General features: G+C 52.5%; 11 protein-coding genes. 2 read left to right on the forward strand and 9 right to left on the reverse strand.

Annotated features, from left to right (window positions below; genetic code table 11):
* Nucleotides 1–94: 94 nt before the first annotated feature.
* Entirely contained in the window at nt 95–1,243 is a 1,149-nt protein-coding gene (locus tag OGX90_RS20295) for an MFS transporter (protein WP_149607851.1), read from the reverse strand.
* 385 nt (nt 1,244–1,628) lie between these two features.
* Here OGX90_RS20295 and ycaC point away from each other — a divergent pair, with 385 nt between their 5' ends.
* Nucleotides 1,629–2,255 carry an isochorismate family cysteine hydrolase YcaC gene (ycaC, locus tag OGX90_RS20300; RefSeq protein WP_282626274.1) on the forward strand — a complete coding sequence of 209 codons (627 nt, stop codon included), beginning with the start codon at nt 1,629–1,631 and terminating at the stop codon, nt 2,253–2,255.
* A gap of 110 nt (nt 2,256–2,365) precedes the next feature.
* On the opposite strand, the gene OGX90_RS20305 is transcribed toward ycaC, so the two are convergent.
* From OGX90_RS20305 to lrp, 8 genes are all read right to left on the reverse strand, one after another.
* Nucleotides 2,366–3,229 (reverse strand): dimethyl sulfoxide reductase anchor subunit family protein, encoded by an 864-nt coding sequence (locus OGX90_RS20305; RefSeq protein ID WP_003831906.1) that lies wholly within the window; start codon nt 3,227–3,229, stop codon nt 2,366–2,368.
* Nucleotide 3,230: 1 nt separating this feature from the next.
* Entirely contained in the window at nt 3,231–3,848 is a 618-nt protein-coding gene (gene dmsB, locus OGX90_RS20310; protein ID WP_003831905.1) for a dimethylsulfoxide reductase iron-sulfur subunit DmsB, read from the reverse strand.
* A gap of 10 nt (nt 3,849–3,858) precedes the next feature.
* Nucleotides 3,859–6,303 carry a dimethylsulfoxide reductase subunit A gene (dmsA, locus tag OGX90_RS20315; protein ID WP_008784257.1) on the reverse strand — a complete coding sequence of 815 codons (2,445 nt, stop codon included), beginning with the start codon at nt 6,301–6,303 and terminating at the stop codon, nt 3,859–3,861.
* A 236-nt stretch (nt 6,304–6,539) separates the two neighbouring features.
* Nucleotides 6,540–7,832 (reverse strand): serine--tRNA ligase, encoded by a 1,293-nt coding sequence (serS, locus tag OGX90_RS20320; RefSeq protein WP_003831902.1) that lies wholly within the window; start codon nt 7,830–7,832, stop codon nt 6,540–6,542.
* A gap of 92 nt (nt 7,833–7,924) precedes the next feature.
* Nucleotides 7,925–9,268 (reverse strand): replication-associated recombination protein RarA, encoded by a 1,344-nt coding sequence (gene rarA / locus OGX90_RS20325; RefSeq protein ID WP_234692294.1) that lies wholly within the window; start codon nt 9,266–9,268, stop codon nt 7,925–7,927.
* A gap of 10 nt (nt 9,269–9,278) precedes the next feature.
* Nucleotides 9,279–9,890, reverse strand: coding sequence for an outer membrane lipoprotein periplasmic chaperone LolA (gene lolA / locus OGX90_RS20330; protein WP_137377321.1), 612 nt, complete (start codon nt 9,888–9,890; stop codon nt 9,279–9,281).
* A 111-nt stretch (nt 9,891–10,001) separates the two neighbouring features.
* A complete protein-coding gene (ftsK, locus tag OGX90_RS20335) occupies nt 10,002–14,027 on the reverse strand; it encodes a DNA translocase FtsK (protein ID WP_286624593.1) in 4,026 nt (1,341 codons plus the stop codon).
* Nucleotides 14,028–14,161: 134 nt separating this feature from the next.
* Nucleotides 14,162–14,656 carry a leucine-responsive transcriptional regulator Lrp gene (gene lrp, locus OGX90_RS20340; protein ID WP_002439523.1) on the reverse strand — a complete coding sequence of 165 codons (495 nt, stop codon included), beginning with the start codon at nt 14,654–14,656 and terminating at the stop codon, nt 14,162–14,164.
* Between the two features lie 547 nt (nt 14,657–15,203).
* Here lrp and trxB point away from each other — a divergent pair.
* On the forward strand, nt 15,204–16,172 hold the full coding sequence (gene trxB, locus OGX90_RS20345) for a thioredoxin-disulfide reductase (protein WP_003831889.1): 969 nt from the start codon (nt 15,204–15,206) through the stop codon (nt 16,170–16,172).
* Nucleotides 16,173–16,278: the final 106 nt, after the last annotated feature.

Below are 16,278 nucleotides of genomic sequence, written 5' to 3' on the forward strand. Positions count from 1 at the left end.
TCAGGACAGACGTGTGCGATTAAATAATGCAGGTTCCCATAAAGCATACATAAACAGTATGTATGGGAACCTGTTCATATTCTGTTAAATCAGGTCAAATGTGCGCAATAGAATTGGGCGTATGGCCCGTCTTACGCAGCAGCATTAGTAAATAAATAAACGATACGCTGGCGATCATGATAAACAGCAAGCTATCTGAATAATTCTGCATCAGCATCGCAGTAAACGAAGGTCCCAGCAGACTGCCCACGGTATAGCTCAATAGCAATGCCTGATTCATGGCGACCAGCTGATGATGTTCCACCTTTTCACAGGCCCAGGCCATCGCGACCGGATAGAGGGTAAAGCCTGCCGCACCCAACATAAACAACGCGGGCGCCATCGCCGCCTGGTTCAGCATGGCGATACTCCCGACGATCACCACGAAGACCTGGACGCGTAAAACCAGCAGACGTCCCAGCTTATCCGCCAGACGGCCAATCGGCCATTGCCCCAGAATACCGGCGCTTACCAGAACCGCCATCCAGAAACCAATGCTGGCGTTGCTCACCCCCTGATGGTTGAGATACAGCGGCATCAGGCCATACAAAGACCCCAGCACGATCCCGGAAATAATGCAGCCATTAACGCCTAGGCGCGCCTGACGCAACCTCAGCATGGAGACAATAGGCGTAGACTGCTGTTCATCACCCTGCTGATTAGCAATGCGCGTAAAGAGCAGTGGTAAAACACCCGCCAGGATAGTACCCGTCACCCACGGCAGGACGTTCATCAATTCTGTTGATACTTTACTGACCAGCAGTTGGCCTAAAAAAGTACCCACGTAATAGATCATCATATAGGCGGCAAGTAACCGTCCGCGATTACGGGACGTCCCGCTGCACATCAGCGCGCTTTCCACGACCACCCAGATCATGGCGCAACCGACACCGGCGATAAAACGCCATGTCATCCAGCTCCAGAATCCCACCATAATCCCCAGCCCGACACAGCCCGCGGCAAAAATAAGCGAGGCGATGTAATAGCTGCGGTTAAAACCAAGGTGTTTTATTAAATACCCTGTCAGCAACGTCCCTACCAGATTACCGGTAAAGTAAGACGAGCTCACCATGCCTACCTGCCAGGTAGGCAGATTTTCATGGGCGAGCCAAAGCGGGACGAGCGTGTTTAACACGGCGATCGCCAGGGTCAACAGAAGTAGCCCGCACAGCAATAGCATGACGGGACGGGTATAGGTGGACATGAATAAAAACCGTGAGGAAGTTCAAATTTCATGCGCATCATGCCACTGCTAAAAACATTGTCAATCGGCGGAATCAGAGGGCTGAGGCGCTTTCTGGTCGATCGATTTGCATTACTGATTCTTAATGTGAATAGATAAAAAATACAAAAACACATCTGCTTGTTTTTATTGATCTAAAACAAAAATCTCGCGTTACGTTCAGTCGAAAAATTTCATGGACTCCCCTTACTTTTATTTCTTACTAAACTCTATGCGGGATGCTGAGCTGCATTGTCTTCAAAATAGAACAGTGAGTTCTTATTTATCTATCTAATCCAAATATCGTTCTTTTCGTAGACTTAAACTCATCAAATTTCCCCCACTGATACTGAACAGGAGAAATACCATGACTAAACCTTACGTAAGACTTGATAAAGACAATGCGGCAGTACTGCTGGTCGACCATCAGGCTGGCCTGCTCTCCCTGGTTCGGGATATCGATCCCGATAAATTTAAAAACAACGTGCTTGCGCTCGGTGACTTAGCAAAATACTTCAACCTCCCAACCATTCTGACAACCAGTTTTGAGACAGGACCAAACGGACCGCTGGTACCGGAACTGAAAGCTCAATTTCCGGATGCGCCCTACATTGCTCGCCCAGGAAACATTAACGCATGGGATAACGAAGATTTCGTGAAAGCAGTAAAAGCGACCGGCAAAAAGCAGCTGATTATCGCTGGTGTCGTGACGGAAGTTTGCGTCGCTTTCCCAGCGCTCTCGGCTATTGAAGAAGGTTTTGACGTCTTTGTTGTCACCGATGCTTCAGGCACGTTTAATGAAATTACCCGCCATTCAGCATGGGATCGGATGTCTCAAGCAGGCGCTCAATTGATGACATGGTTCGGAGTAGCATGCGAACTGCACCGCGACTGGCGCAACGATATCGAAGGTCTGGCGACGTTGTTCTCTAATCACATTCCGGGTTATCGCAATCTGATGACCAGCTATGACACGTTAACTAAGCAGAAGTAAAGACTGGGGCAAAACCCTGACCTGACATGTAGCCGGATAGCGCGCAGCTTTAAGGCCTACGGATATTGTAGGCTTGATAAAGCACGAGGCGCCATCCGGCGTATTATGGATTAACTCGCCACCGCCATACCGACGGTCATATGCAGCCCGTAGAACACGCCACGACCAATCAGCTCGCCGACTAACAGCAGAATAAACGCGACAGAAAGCAACGGAACGGCAGGCTGGTAACCCTTCACTTGCGGTACTATCCAGCAGCACAACGCTAACGCCAGCGCCACGATCCGCCACGCCATCAGCGAACCGTAATCCGGAACCAGCGCAGAGGCCTGTTGAATCGAACTGTGGATTGTCGCCAGTTCAGTCCCCTGCATTACCGACATGATGGCACTCACGACCAGAGCAAGCACTGATATAGCCGGCAGCAGGCGCATCGCCCAACCATCCACGCCAGCAATTCTCAGTAACAGATATCCCAGCAGCGGACCGCCCATAAACATCGTCAGGAAGAAGCCCAGCGGTGTCCAGACGCTGTACCAGGTCGGTACAGTATCGATGGTGTTATACACGCGCACCATCATCCAGACAAAAACCACACCCAGCACCATGGTGACAACTAACCACAGATTGCGTAATGCGGGCGACATTTTCTTCAACATAGCCAGCAGCCAGCCGATACCGCCAACGGCAAAGAAGAGTGAGCCGCTGGCAATTTCGTTACTCAACGCAGATGATCCAACGCGATTGAGTGAGTTAAAGGCGCGCATCGGTGAGCCCAAATGGAGCATGGAAGCAATAAAACCAATGCCCATTAATACCCACAACCCAAACATGCAGGTAATTACGCGTTGCTGCGATTCTGGGCGTAAGCCCCCTTTCATCAACGCCAGCGCCAGAACAATAAAACCGCCAACCACACACTGTCCGAAGACCGTGAAGATCATCAGCGGCCATTCATGCCATCCACTTCCCATCTTACACCTCCTTCGGATTAGCCAGATAACCTGTGGTATCCCCGGTCGGGCGGCTATTGGCGTTAGGTTTGATGACAATGCTCGGTTTGGTAAAGTGCGCGCCCGGCAATGGCGCAACCGCAGCCAAAGTACCGTGTTTTTTGCGCAGTTCATCAATTGGGCCAAAATCCAGCGCACGCAGTGGACAGGACTCGACGCAAATAGGTTTCTTACCTTCAGCGACGCGCTCATGGCAGCCATCGCATTTGGTCATGTGCCCTTTGTCAGCATTGTACTGTGGTGCGCCGTAAGGACAGGCCATGTGGCAATAGCGGCAGCCGATGCACACATCTTCATCAACAACGACAAAGCCATCTTCACGTTTGTGCATCGCACCGCTCGGACACACTTTGGTACAGGCCGGGTCTTCACAGTGGTTACACGCAATGGAGAGGTAATAGGCAAAGACGTTCTGATGCCAGACGCCGTTGTCTTCCTGCCAGTCACCGCCGGCGTACTCATAAATGCGGCGGAAGCTGACTTCAGGGGTTAAATTTTTGAAATCTTTGCACGCCAGTTCGCAGGTTTTGCAACCGGTGCAACGGCTGGAATCAATAAAAAATCCATACTGGGTTGTCATCGGTTACTCCTTACACCTTTTCAACCTGAACAAGGTTCGTGTGTGATGGGTTCCCCTTCGCGAGAGGAGACGGACGCTGGGTCGTCAGGACGTTAATACAACCGCCCTGGTCCACGCGTTTTGCGTCCGGGTCATACCACGCCCCTTCGCCCAATGCCACCACGCCAGGCATCATACGCGGCGTTACTTTCGCCTCGATGTGCACTTCACCACGATCGTTAAAGATGCGCACCTTGTCGCCGTTGTTAATGCCGCGTCGCTGTGCATCCATCGGGTTGATCCACATTTCCTGACGGCAGGATGCTTTCAGAACATCCACGTTGCCATAGGTCGAGTGGACGCGAGACTTATAGTGGAAGCCGGTCAACTGCAGAGGGAATTTCTCCACCAGCGGATCGTTTAAGCTCTCAAAACCTGGGGTATAAATCGGCAGTGGATCAATCACATCACCTTCCGGCAGCTCCCAGGTTGACGCGATCTCGGCAAGCTGCTGCGAATAAATTTCGATCTTACCTGACGGCGTGGTCAGCGGATTGGCGTTAGGATCCTCACGGAACGCCTTGTAGGCCACGTGATGTCCCTGCGGGTCGCGCTGTTTAAAGATCCCCTGCTTGCGGAATTCTTCAAACGTTGGCAGTTCAGGAATGGCTTTGCGCGACTGCTCGTACAGATGACGCATCCACTCTTCCTGAGTACGACCTTCTGTAAACTGCTGCTCAACACCAAGGCGTTTCGCTAGCTCACTGGTCATCTGGTAGATAGTCTTGCATTCGAAGCGTGGTTTGATCGCCTGATCGGTGAAAATCACATACGACATATTTCCGCAGGAGGCATCCAGTGCGAAGTCCATCTGCTCCGAAGCGGTGCAGTCCGGCAGCAAAATATCCGCGTATTTCGCCGAGGAGGTCATATGACAGTCGATGACAACGATCATCTCGCACTTCTTATCATCCTGTAGGATTTCATGTGTGCGGTTGATATCAGAGTGCTGGTTAATCAGACAGTTACCGGCATAGTTCCAGATCATCTTAATCGGAACATCGAGCTTATCTTTGCCACGAACACCGTCACGCAGTGCCGTCATCTCCGGACCTCGCTCAATGGCGTCCGTCCACATAAACATAGAGATGCTGGTTTCGACTGGGTTTTCCAGCGTAGGCATACGTTCAAACGGCAAACTGTATGAGCCCTCACGCGCCCCGCTGTTGCCGCCGTTAATCCCAACGTTACCGGTAAGGATTGCCAGCATAGAAATGGCACGAGTCGCTATTTCACCGTTAGCATGGCGCTGCGGTCCCCACCCCTGACTGATATATGCCGGTTTAGCGCTACCGATTTCACGTGCCAGTTTGACGATTCGATCAGCAGGAATACCGGTAATTTGCGCTGCCCATTCCGGGGTCTTGGCGATACCGTCTTTGCCCTGCCCAAGAATATACGCCTTATAGTGACCGTTTTTCGGTGCGTCGGCCGGTAAGGTTTTCTCGTCGTAACCCACGCAGTATTTATCAAGGAACGGTTGATCGACCATGTTTTCGGTGATCAGCACATACGCCAGACCATTCACCAGCGCCGCATCGGTACCTGGGCGGATCGGGATCCATTCATCTTCACGACCCGCACCGGTATCCGTGTAGCGAGGATCGATAATAATCATGCGGGCATTGGATTTCTGTCGCGCCTGTTCAAGGTAATAGGTTACCCCACCCCCGCTCATACGGGTTTCACCTGGGTTATTCCCGAACAGAACCACCAGCTTGCTGTTTTCAATGTCGGACGGGCTGTTACCGTCTGCCCAGCCGCCGTAGGTGTAGTTCAACCCGGCAGCGATTTGCGCTGAAGAGTAGTCACCGTAGTGGTTCAGGTAGCCGCCACAGCAGTTCATCAGACGTGCTACCAGCGTTTTGCCTGGCGGCCAGGAACGTGTCAGGGTGCCGCCCAGCGTACCCGTGCCGTAGTTCAGGTAGATAGACTCGTTGCCGTAGTCTTTAATAAGACGCTGCATATTGCTGGCAATGATGTCGTAGGCTTCATCCCAACTGATGCGCTCAAATTTGCCTTCTCCACGTTTGCCGACGCGTTTCATCGGATATTTCAGCCGGTCGGGATTATAAACGCGACGACGCATGGAGCGACCACGCAGACAGGCGCGTACCTGGTGCAAGCCGTCATAGTTGTCATCACCGGTGTTGTCGGTTTCAACATACTTTATTTCACCGTCTACCACGTGCATACGCAGAGGACAGCGGCTACCACAGTTCACCGTACACGCGCTCCAGATGACTTTCTCATTGGCCTGTGTCGGATTAAGGGCTTCTGCAGCATTTGCAATACGGGTAAATGGCAGGGTAAACGCGCTACTGGCCACCGCCAGTCCGCCTATCGCCGTCGTTTTCACCAAACCTCGGCGACTAACCTCAGCTGCCAGCATGGCATCGGGGATCTTAGTTTTCATAGTGGCTCACTCTGCTGCTCACAATAAACAAAAGAGAAATACTCGTTATATATATTTTTATATAGCGTTAATATCGATATACAGACTGGTAGATACTGAATTTGCGAAAAGACAGAGATAAATACTGACTTTCATTCGAAGGCAGTATTACTCCTATGGAGGTAGGCGTTATTGTCCGACGTCAAACGGGCATAAAAAAAGCGCCCTGAGGCGCTTTTTTAGCAAAGAAAGGTAGCTTAGCCGATAAACTCCAGGCCATTCATGTACGGACGTAACACTTCCGGAACCTGAATACGGCCATCAGCCTGCTGATAGTTTTCCATCACCGCAACCAGCGTACGTCCAACCGCCAGACCGGAACCGTTCAGCGTATGTACTAAACGGGTCTTTTTGTCGGATTTGCTGCGGCAACGCGCCTGCATACGACGAGCCTGGAAATCCCACACGTTGGAGCAAGAGGAGATTTCGCGATAGGTGTTCTGCGCCGGGATCCACACTTCCAGATCGTACGTTTTGCATGCGCCGAAGCCCATGTCGCCTGTGCACAGGATGATCTTACGGTACGGCAGGCCCAGCAGCTGAAGAACCTTCTCGGCATGGCCGGTCATCTCTTCCAGCGCGTCCATAGAGTCTTCCGGGCGAACGATCTGCACCATTTCAACTTTATCGAACTGATGCATACGGATCAGACCACGGGTATCACGACCGTAAGAACCTGCTTCAGAACGGAAGCACGGCGTATGCGCGGTCATTTTGATCGGCAGCGCATCTTCGTCAATGATTTCGTCGCGAACCAGGTTGGTCAGCGGAACTTCTGCCGTTGGGATCAGCGCATAGTTGCTGCTGTCAGCTTCTTCATCCAGCGGACGGGTGTGGAACAGATCGCCAGCAAATTTCGGCAGTTGCCCTGTTCCGTACAGCGTGTCATGGTTAACCAGATACGGAACGTAGTTTTCGCTGTAACCATGCTGTTCGGTATGCAGATCCAGCATGAACTGAGACAGCGCACGGTGCATGCGCGCGATCTGCCCTTTCATCACGACGAAACGAGAGCCGGTCAGCTTAACCGCAGCGGCAAAATCAAGACCCGTGTGCATTTCACCCAGGGTAACGTGATCGCGCACTTCGAAATCAAACTCACGCGGCGTACCCCAACGGCTGACTTCAACGTTGTCATTTTCATCTTTACCCACCGGAACGTCGTCCGCTGGCAGGTTAGGAATGGTCAGCGCAATGTCGCGGATCTCGGCCTGTAAGGTATCAAGTTCAGCTTTCGCGGCATCCAGCTCTTCGCCCAGTTTGTTCACTTCCAGACGTAAAGACTCGATATCTTCCCCGCGCGCTTTTGCCTGGCCGATGGATTTCGATCGAGAGTTACGCTCTGCCTGCAGGTTTTCAGTTTGTACCTGCAGAACTTTACGACGCTCTTCAAGAGCGCGCAGCTTATCTACATCCAGCTTAAAGCCCCGGCTTGCCAGTTTTTCTGCGACTGCGTCTGGCTCATTACGCAGCAGATTGGGATCGAGCATGCTTATCCTGTGCTTATCGAATTAAAATAGGAGAAAGTGACCACAGCCTGCGGTCACAGGGATACAGAGACAACATTACCGCAACGATAACACTAACGGTAGCGTTTTATAGGGCTATTTTGATCCTGTCCGGCGAGCCAGGCGAGCTTTTCGCCAATCTTGCCTTCAAGACCTCTGTTTGTGGGGTGATAATAGCGCGTTTGTGCCATTTCCTGCGGGAAGTACTCTTCTCCGGCGGCATAGGCATTTGGTTCATCATGGGCGTAACGATACTCCTGACCATAGCCCATTTCTTTCATCAGCTTAGTTGGCGCATTACGCAGGTGGACCGGCACGTCGTAATCCGGACGTTCGCGGGCATCAGCCAGCGCGGCTTTAAAGGCGGTGTAAACCGCATTACTTTTCGGCGCGCAGGCCAGATAAACAATAGCCTGTGCAATCGCCCGTTCGCCTTCCGCGGGTCCCACGCGGGTAAAGCAGTCCCATGCGGAAATTGCCACCTGCATGGCGCGAGGGTCGGCATTGCCGACATCTTCAGAGGCAATGGCCAGACAGCGACGGGCAACATACAGCGGGTCACCGCCTGCACTAATGATGCGCGCATACCAATAAAGCGCCGCATCCGGGGCGCTGCCGCGAACCGATTTGTGTAATGCGGAGATGAGATCGTAAAAACGATCACCTTTATTATCAAAGCGTGCGCTGCGTTCACCGGCAATTTCAGTGAGCAATTCTGATTTCAATACGCGCTTACCGGAATCATCAACTTCGGCCATATCGGCCATCATTTCCAGCGTATTCAGCGCTCGCCGCGCGTCGCCATTCACCAGTTCGGCAATCGCCCGACGCGTCTCTGGCGGCAGTACGATATCCTGACCACCGTAACCCCGGGCTTTATCTGACATCGCCTGGTCCAGCACCTGTTCAATATCGTCGGTGGTTAACGATTTCAGTAAATAAACACGCGCCCGCGACAACAGTGCCGAGTTCAGTTCAAACGAGGGATTTTCAGTGGTGGCGCCAATAAACGTGATGGTACCGTCTTCAATATGCGGTAAAAACGCATCCTGTTGGCTTTTATTAAAACGGTGAACTTCGTCCACGAACAGGATCGTACGTCGACCCGCGTTACGATTCTGACGCGCCCGCTCAATCGCTTCACGAATTTCTTTTACACCAGACGTGACCGCCGAAATTCGTTCAACATCGGCGTTAGCGTAACGGGCAATAACTTCGGCTAGCGTGGTTTTCCCCGTCCCCGGCGGACCCCATAAAATCATAGAGTGCAGGTGCCCGGCCTCGATGGCGCGCGGCAAGGGTTTACCCGCAGCCAGCAGATGCTGCTGGCCGATGTACTGCGCTAAATTTTCTGGCCGCATACGTGCGGCCAGTGGCTGAAAGGTATTATCAGAAAAGTCGAGCGACAGATTGCTCACTCACACGCCTCTACTTACGTTGATCGTCAACCGTTACACCTTGCGGCGGGGTAAAGGTGAATTTCGAAGGTTCAATCGCACCATTCTGCTGAGATTTCAGCTGATAGCTGCTGCGCTGATCGTCTTGCTCAACGGCACTGAACTGATGGATAGTCCCGTCCCGCCCAACATTGATAGTAAACTGCTTCAGGTTACCGCTGCTGGTTTTTGGCGTCAGCACGAAATCATCGCCGTTTTGCTTAATGTTGTACTGTTGCCAGTCGCTGGCCTGGTTACGCGCAATCAGCATAAACGGCGTGTTGCCCGTAGCGTCTTTCAACCAGGTCGCAGTCGCCTGCTCAACAAACGGGTTAAAGAACCACAGCGTTTTACCATCGGAAACCAGAATGCTCTCGTCAGGCTGCGTCATATGCCAGTTAAACAGATTAGGGCGTTTAACCCATAAGTCGCCCTGACCTTCCTGCACCGCCGCGCCGCTACCGTCCGTGACCCTCTGAGTAAAGCTGGCATGGAAGCTACTGACTTTATCCAGACGGCTTTTCAGGTCGCTGGCAGCATCAGCCCAGACGCTGCTCACCACAAAGCTAGACAGTAATGCACAGGTGATTGCGATTCTTTTCATCGTTATTCCTCAAAATACGTCACTCCCAACGGGGAGATCCCTCTGCTATCCATTTCAGGCCAAAAATCAGCATGAGGAAAGTAGAAAATACTGAATTACTTAACTTTGCAATCATTCGAAGGGCGGCGGAGCCAGCACTTCACGATTACCATTATGCCCTTGTTCGCTGACTATTCCCTGCGCTTCCATCTGTTCGATGATGCGCGCCGCTCGGTTGTAACCGATACGGAACTGACGCTGGACGCCGGAGATTGAGGCTTTGCGTTTCTGAGTAACAAAGTTCACCGCCTGATCGAACAGCGGATCCAGTTCTTCGCCACCATCAAAGCCGCCACCGCCACCTTCGCTTTCGCTGTCAGAGGTAATGCCATCAACGTATTGTGGACGGCCACGCGCTTTCCAGTCCTGAACCACCGCGTGAACTTCTTCATCGCGTACAAAGGCGCCGTGTACACGCACAGGGATCGTCGAGTTTGGTGCAGAATAAAGCATGTCACCCATACCCAACAGCGATTCCGCGCCGCCCTGGTCAAGGATGGTACGCGAGTCAATTTTACTCGACACTGTAAATGCGATACGCGTCGGGATGTTCGCTTTAATCAGACCGGTGATAACGTCAACTGACGGTCGCTGGGTTGCCAGCACCAGGTGGATACCCGCCGCACGCGCTTTTTGCGCCAGACGAGCAATCAGTTCTTCCACCTTTTTGCCAACGGTCATCATCAGGTCAGCGAATTCATCCACCAACACCACGATATACGGCAGTTTTTCCAGCACCGGATGCTGAACATCCATGCTGTCGCCCGGCTTCCAGTATGGGTCTGGAATCGGACGTCCCATACGGGCGGCTTCAGCAATCTTATCGTTATAACCGGCAAGGTTACGCACGCCAAGCGCCGACATCAGTTTGTAGCGACGTTCCATTTCATTGACGCTCCAACGCAAGGCATTGGCGGCATCTTTCATGTCGGTCACAACTTCAGTCAGCAGATGTGGAATACCTTCATAAACAGAAAGTTCCAGCATTTTCGGGTCAATCATGATAAAGCGAACGTCTTCCGGCTGCGCTTTGTACAGCATGCTGAGGATCATGGCGTTCACCCCAACAGACTTACCGGAACCGGTTGTCCCTGCCACCAGCAGGTGCGGCATTTTAGCCAGATCGGCCACCACCGGTTCGCCCGCAATATCTTTGCCCAGCACCACAGTCAGCGGAGATGAGTTATCACGGAATTTAGCGTTATCCAGCACTTCTCGCAGATAGACGGTTTGACGTTTTTTGTTCGGTAACTCCAGTCCGACATACGGTTTGCCTGGAATAACCTCGACCACACGTACCGCCGCGGTCGACAATGAACGCGCCAGATCTCGTGACAGGTTAGAAATACGCGCTGCTTTAACCCCTGGAGCCAGATTAAGCTCAAAGCGGGTAATCACCGGGCCAGGAGAATAGTTCACCACATCGGCTTTAATGCGGAAATCCGCCAGACGCGCTTCCACCAGACGTGCCATTTGTTCCAGTGCGAACGTATCTATCGGCTCAACTTCGCTCGGCGGCGGCGTGAGCAGATCTAACGATGGCAGCGGCGTGCTTGGACGGTGCGCCGGACGACTATCCCCATTACGCATCAGCAGCGGATGGATCAGACTATCCTGCGGCGGCGGTGTAGCAGGCTGCGCTGGCTGCTGATAATGCTGCTGCGATGCAACTGGCTGCACCGGTTGCTGGTAGTGCTGCTGCGGTGCAACTGGCTGCGCTGGTTGCTGATAATGCTGCTGTGGTGCAACTGGCTGTGCCGGTTGCTGATAGTGCTGTTGCGGTGCAACTGGCTGCGCCGGTTGCTGATAATGCTGCTGCGGCGCAACTGGTTCCTGGTACTGCGCCGCGGGCTCCGGCATTACGCCAGGCGTAAACAGCGGCTCATGCGGACCCTCATCCACCAGTGTTTTCATTGGCGAAAATTCAAAGTCATCGAGGGAGAACGGATTCGCTCCGACAGGCTGTTCACCGGAATAACGCTGCTGCTGAGAAGAAGCAAACTGGCGAGCCAGTTCCGCTTCTGCGGCTGAATCTTCGTCATCAGTCTGGTGGGTATCGTCCTGATACTCTTCGCCATAACGATGCTGCTGCGACTGAGCGAACTGACGTGCCAGCTCGTCCTGCTGCATTGCATCCATTTCATCGTCACTGTACGCATCTGTATCAAGCTGCTCTTCGCGCGCTTTCTCTTCAGCCATACGCTGTGACGGCAGTTTTATGCCATATGAAGCCAGTTCACGACGAGTAGGCACGCGCACACGATTCGGACGCGGCAACTGCGGGCCAATGCCCTCTTTCACCTGCGGACGCGGCGTACCGCTGCCTGCAAGGCTAAAGACAGGTGCTGCGGCAGCGGCACCTGCCCCTAACGCGGCGCTTTTTACGCCAGCGGCCAGCGGTGCAACGGCAGCAACAGACTCAACGGGTGGTATGGATGCAGGCGTCGGCATAGATGGCGTAGACGGCTTAACACGCTCAGGCTCCTGAGCAGGTTCTGGAATCGGCTGATACCATGCGGCCAGTTGCTCACGCTCACGCGCACGTTTCTCTTCGACTTCTTCAAAGTAATAGAGCGGCGGACGAGTCGGTTTAACTTCTTCAACCACCGGCTCAGGTTCCACCACTGTTGGTTGTTCAACCACAGGCTGCTGGAACGTAGTGCTCTGTTGAAAAGTTGGATCCTGCTGATAAACAGGTTGCTGCACAGGCTCCGGCTGATAACCAGGCTGCTGGAATGCGGTGTTCTGTTGAGAGGTCGGATCCTGTTGATAGACAGGTTGCAGCACGGGCTCCGGCTGATAAACAGCTTCCGGCTGCGGCGCGACAGGCTGCGTATAAACAGGTTCAACGGGCTGCTGTGCGTAATATTGCGGCTGCGGACTCTGCTCCACAACCGGTTGTTGCCATGGCTCATACGGCTGCTGCACCGGAGGTTGCGCGTACTGGGCTGGCTGCGGATAACCTTCAGGCGCTGGTGCAATCGCGGCATCACCGGTTTGCGGGCCAGGCACGGGTTGCCAGGCCACAGTTGGGACCGGTTGCTCCATAACAGTGTTGGTCACGGGTGACGTTTGCAGTAACGGATCGACCGGTGCGCTCCAGGCCTGAGCGGCTGTTGTAGCTGCAGCTGCTGCAGCCACAGGCTCGGTCACCGAGTGGCCGTTAAGCAGTGGATCAAGTTCGTCATATTCAGGCAGCGTCGCGCGATTACCGGAAAACAGCACATCATTAGGATCGGCAACCACGCCACGGGCGCTGTATTCAATTTCGTCTTCATCATCCATGCGTTTGCCGGAAAACAGCGCCGCATCGGTATGACGACCAAGCGGGTTGGTAAATTTCTCCGCCAGACGTTTACGGCGCGCTAACGCACCGCGCAGGATACGAGCTCGGCGCGATTCATGGGGTTTGCCATCAGCGGCGTCGACAGACTCTTCTTCGTCTTCATATTCTTCGTCATCGACCCAGGTATCGTCGCGGCGGGTACGGTTGCTGGCAAACGTCAGGATATTGAGTAACCAGCCGCCCAGTTTTTCCGCAATGCTCACCCATGACCAACCGGTGAACAGTGTTAATCCCGCTGCCCAAATGCACAACAACGTCAGCGTGCCGCCGCTGCTGTGCAGCAATGGTTGTAGCGTGGTGCTGAGCAGACTGCCGATCACGCCGCCAGAGGCGAAATACCAGATGTCATCGGCGTTAATTGCGGCCAGCCCGCAGGAAGTGAGAATCAGCGCCAGAACGCCAATAATGCGCAGCGAGACGGCAAAATAATCGACGTATTCGTCGCTGGCCTGATGTCGCCAGGCAAACCAGCAGCCACCGACAATGATGACGGGGATGGTGTAGGCCATGACGCCAAAAATAAAGAACAGCGTATCCGCCAGCCATGCTCCAGGTATTCCACCCAGATTATGGATAGGCTCATGCCACGCGGTTTGCGACCAACTGGGATCCGAAGGGTTAAAGCTGAGTAAGGCAGCCATCAACCAGACGGCAAAAAGGGCAATAAGGATCAGTAGCGCTTCCAGAAGTCGGCGCCCGCTGCTTAACTTCGTCAATGTGACGTCTTTGTCTTCAGTGTATTCCTGGCTCAAAAACGGCTCTCCAGGTTTCGGGCTTTTCCTGCCCGATGCTAAAACGGACAACAGCACCGGGTTGCCCCGGCACTGTTGCTGTATGGATTAACAGGAGTGTAATCAAACTGCGTCGATTTTGCACCTGTTCCGTGTTAGCGCGTCTTAATTACCAGACGATTGCTCTGTTTGACTTCTTCCATTACTACATAAGTACGTGTGTCATTCACGCCAGGCAGACGCAGCAGGGTTTCCCCCAACAGCTTACGGTATGCCGACATATCCGGTACGCGTGTTTTCAGCAAATAGTCGAAATCACCGGAAACCAAATGACACTCTTGAATTTCTTCAAGTTTTTGTACTGCAGAGTTAAATTGTTCAAACACATCCGGGGCGCCACGATTCAGAGTAATCTCAACAAAAACCAGAAGTGATGCATCCAGATAATGCGGGTTTAACAGCGCTGTATAGCCCTGAATAAAACCCTGTCTTTCCAACCGACGCACACGCTCAAGGCAGGGCGTTGGTGAAAGTCCCACACGTTTAGAAAGCTCGACGTTAGAAATACGCCCATCCTTTTGCAGCTCATTAAGAATGTTACGATCGATACGGTCGAGATCTTTGCCAGGGCGCTTCTTACTATCTACCATTATTATTGTCTCTCTGTATTCCTTCCCTACTCCTGCCTGACTCTACCAACATCACTGTTCAGAGTCGCTACCCATCAAAATAAACCGCAACCCAGAGGGATTTTCGGTTCGCAATGTCTGGGTTTATGGTGAGAAGACCGTTGCCTGTCGGCGGCTATCGACATCACGAATGGCATCTGTCCACACCATGCGTAGATTTCGCTAACACGGTAAACATGGTATCTACATGCATGATTATGCAGCACATACATGACACAGTTTTTTTCTTCCTTGAATGTTTTCGCAAAACAGCAGGGGATTGTCAAAGCAAAACATCGATTTTTAGTACAACATGCCAGTTATTCATTCGCAGTGATGGAAAATCGTCATTTTATCACCTTATAACTGACCGATTTTAAGTAGAAATCGTTATAGTATTACGACTAATTCTGCCGTTCATCGGTTCCCGCTATTACACATATTGTTAACAAAATCGCCATACTCTTTTTTTACGCCTGTAAATTCCCTACAATCCTGCTCATTGCCTGCTAACAACTATGGGGATCTCATGGGCGCAACCAAACACAGTAAACTTCTTATTCTGGGCTCTGGCCCTGCGGGGTATACCGCTGCGGTCTACGCTGCACGCGCGAACCTGCAACCGGTACTGATTACCGGTATGGAAAAAGGTGGTCAGTTGACCACAACAACAGAAGTGGAGAACTGGCCTGGCGATCCGCACGATCTCACAGGCCCATTGCTGATGGAACGCATGCACGAACATGCGACCAAATTTGAAACTGAAATTATTTTTGATCATATCAGCAAAGTTGATCTGCAAAACCGCCCTTTCCGTCTGACCGGCGACAGCGGTGAATACACCTGTGACGCACTGATCATCGCCACCGGTGCGTCAGCACGCTACCTGGGTCTGCCTTCAGAAGAAGCCTTCAAAGGCCGTGGCGTTTCCGCCTGCGCGACCTGCGACGGTTTCTTCTACCGTAACCAAAAAGTTGCGGTGATCGGCGGCGGCAACACCGCTGTTGAAGAAGCGCTGTACCTGGCGAATATCGCATCTGAAGTGCATTTGATTCACCGTCGCGACAGCTTCCGCGCCGAAAAAATCCTGATCAAGCGTTTGATGGATAAAGTCGAAAACGGCAACATCGTGCTGCATACCCACCGCACACTGGAAGAAGTGACCGGCGATCAAATGGGCGTAACCGGACTGCGCCTGCGCGATACGCAAAACACTGACAACGTCGAGTCACTTGACGTTGCAGGGTTGTTTGTCGCTATCGGTCACAGCCCGAATACCGCCATTTTTGACGGTCAGCTTGAACTGGAAAATGGCTACATCAAAGTTCAGTCCGGTATTCATGGTAACGCCACCCAAACCAGCATTCCGGGTGTATTCGCCGCCGGTGACGTGATGGACCATATTTATCGCCAGGCGATCACTTCAGCAGGCACCGGTTGTATGGCTGCGCTTGACGCAGAGCGTTATCTCGACGGTCTGGCAGACGCTTGCAAATAAGTTTTACAAATCAGTAACAAAAGTAAAAAAGGCGACTATAAGTCGCCTTTATTTTTGCCTCGTTGTAACATTGTCCTGCCCAAAAATTCCAATAACTCACCTGCTA

It is taken from the genome of Citrobacter sp. Cpo012, assembly GCF_030333015.1.
In the GTDB taxonomy this organism is placed as follows: domain Bacteria; phylum Pseudomonadota; class Gammaproteobacteria; order Enterobacterales; family Enterobacteriaceae; genus Citrobacter; species Citrobacter portucalensis.

Bases quoted from the DNA above. Each gene is read 5' to 3' on its own strand.
- OGX90_RS20295 (WP_149607851.1), bottom strand. From the start codon at position 1,243: ATGTCCACCTATACCCGTCCCGTCATGCTATTGCTGTGCGGGCTACTT.
- ycaC (WP_282626274.1), top strand. From the start codon at position 1,629: ATGACTAAACCTTACGTAAGACTTGATAAAGACAATGCGGCAGTACTG.
- OGX90_RS20305 (WP_003831906.1), bottom strand. From the start codon at position 3,229: ATGGGAAGTGGATGGCATGAATGGCCGCTGATGATCTTCACGGTCTTC.
- dmsB (WP_003831905.1), bottom strand. From the start codon at position 3,848: ATGACAACCCAGTATGGATTTTTTATTGATTCCAGCCGTTGCACCGGT.
- dmsA (WP_008784257.1), bottom strand. From the start codon at position 6,303: ATGAAAACTAAGATCCCCGATGCCATGCTGGCAGCTGAGGTTAGTCGC.
- serS (WP_003831902.1), bottom strand. From the start codon at position 7,832: ATGCTCGATCCCAATCTGCTGCGTAATGAGCCAGACGCAGTCGCAGAA.
- lolA (WP_137377321.1), bottom strand. From the start codon at position 9,890: ATGAAAAGAATCGCAATCACCTGTGCATTACTGTCTAGCTTTGTGGTG.
- lrp (WP_002439523.1), bottom strand. From the start codon at position 14,656: ATGGTAGATAGTAAGAAGCGCCCTGGCAAAGATCTCGACCGTATCGAT.
- trxB (WP_003831889.1), top strand. From the start codon at position 15,204: ATGGGCGCAACCAAACACAGTAAACTTCTTATTCTGGGCTCTGGCCCT.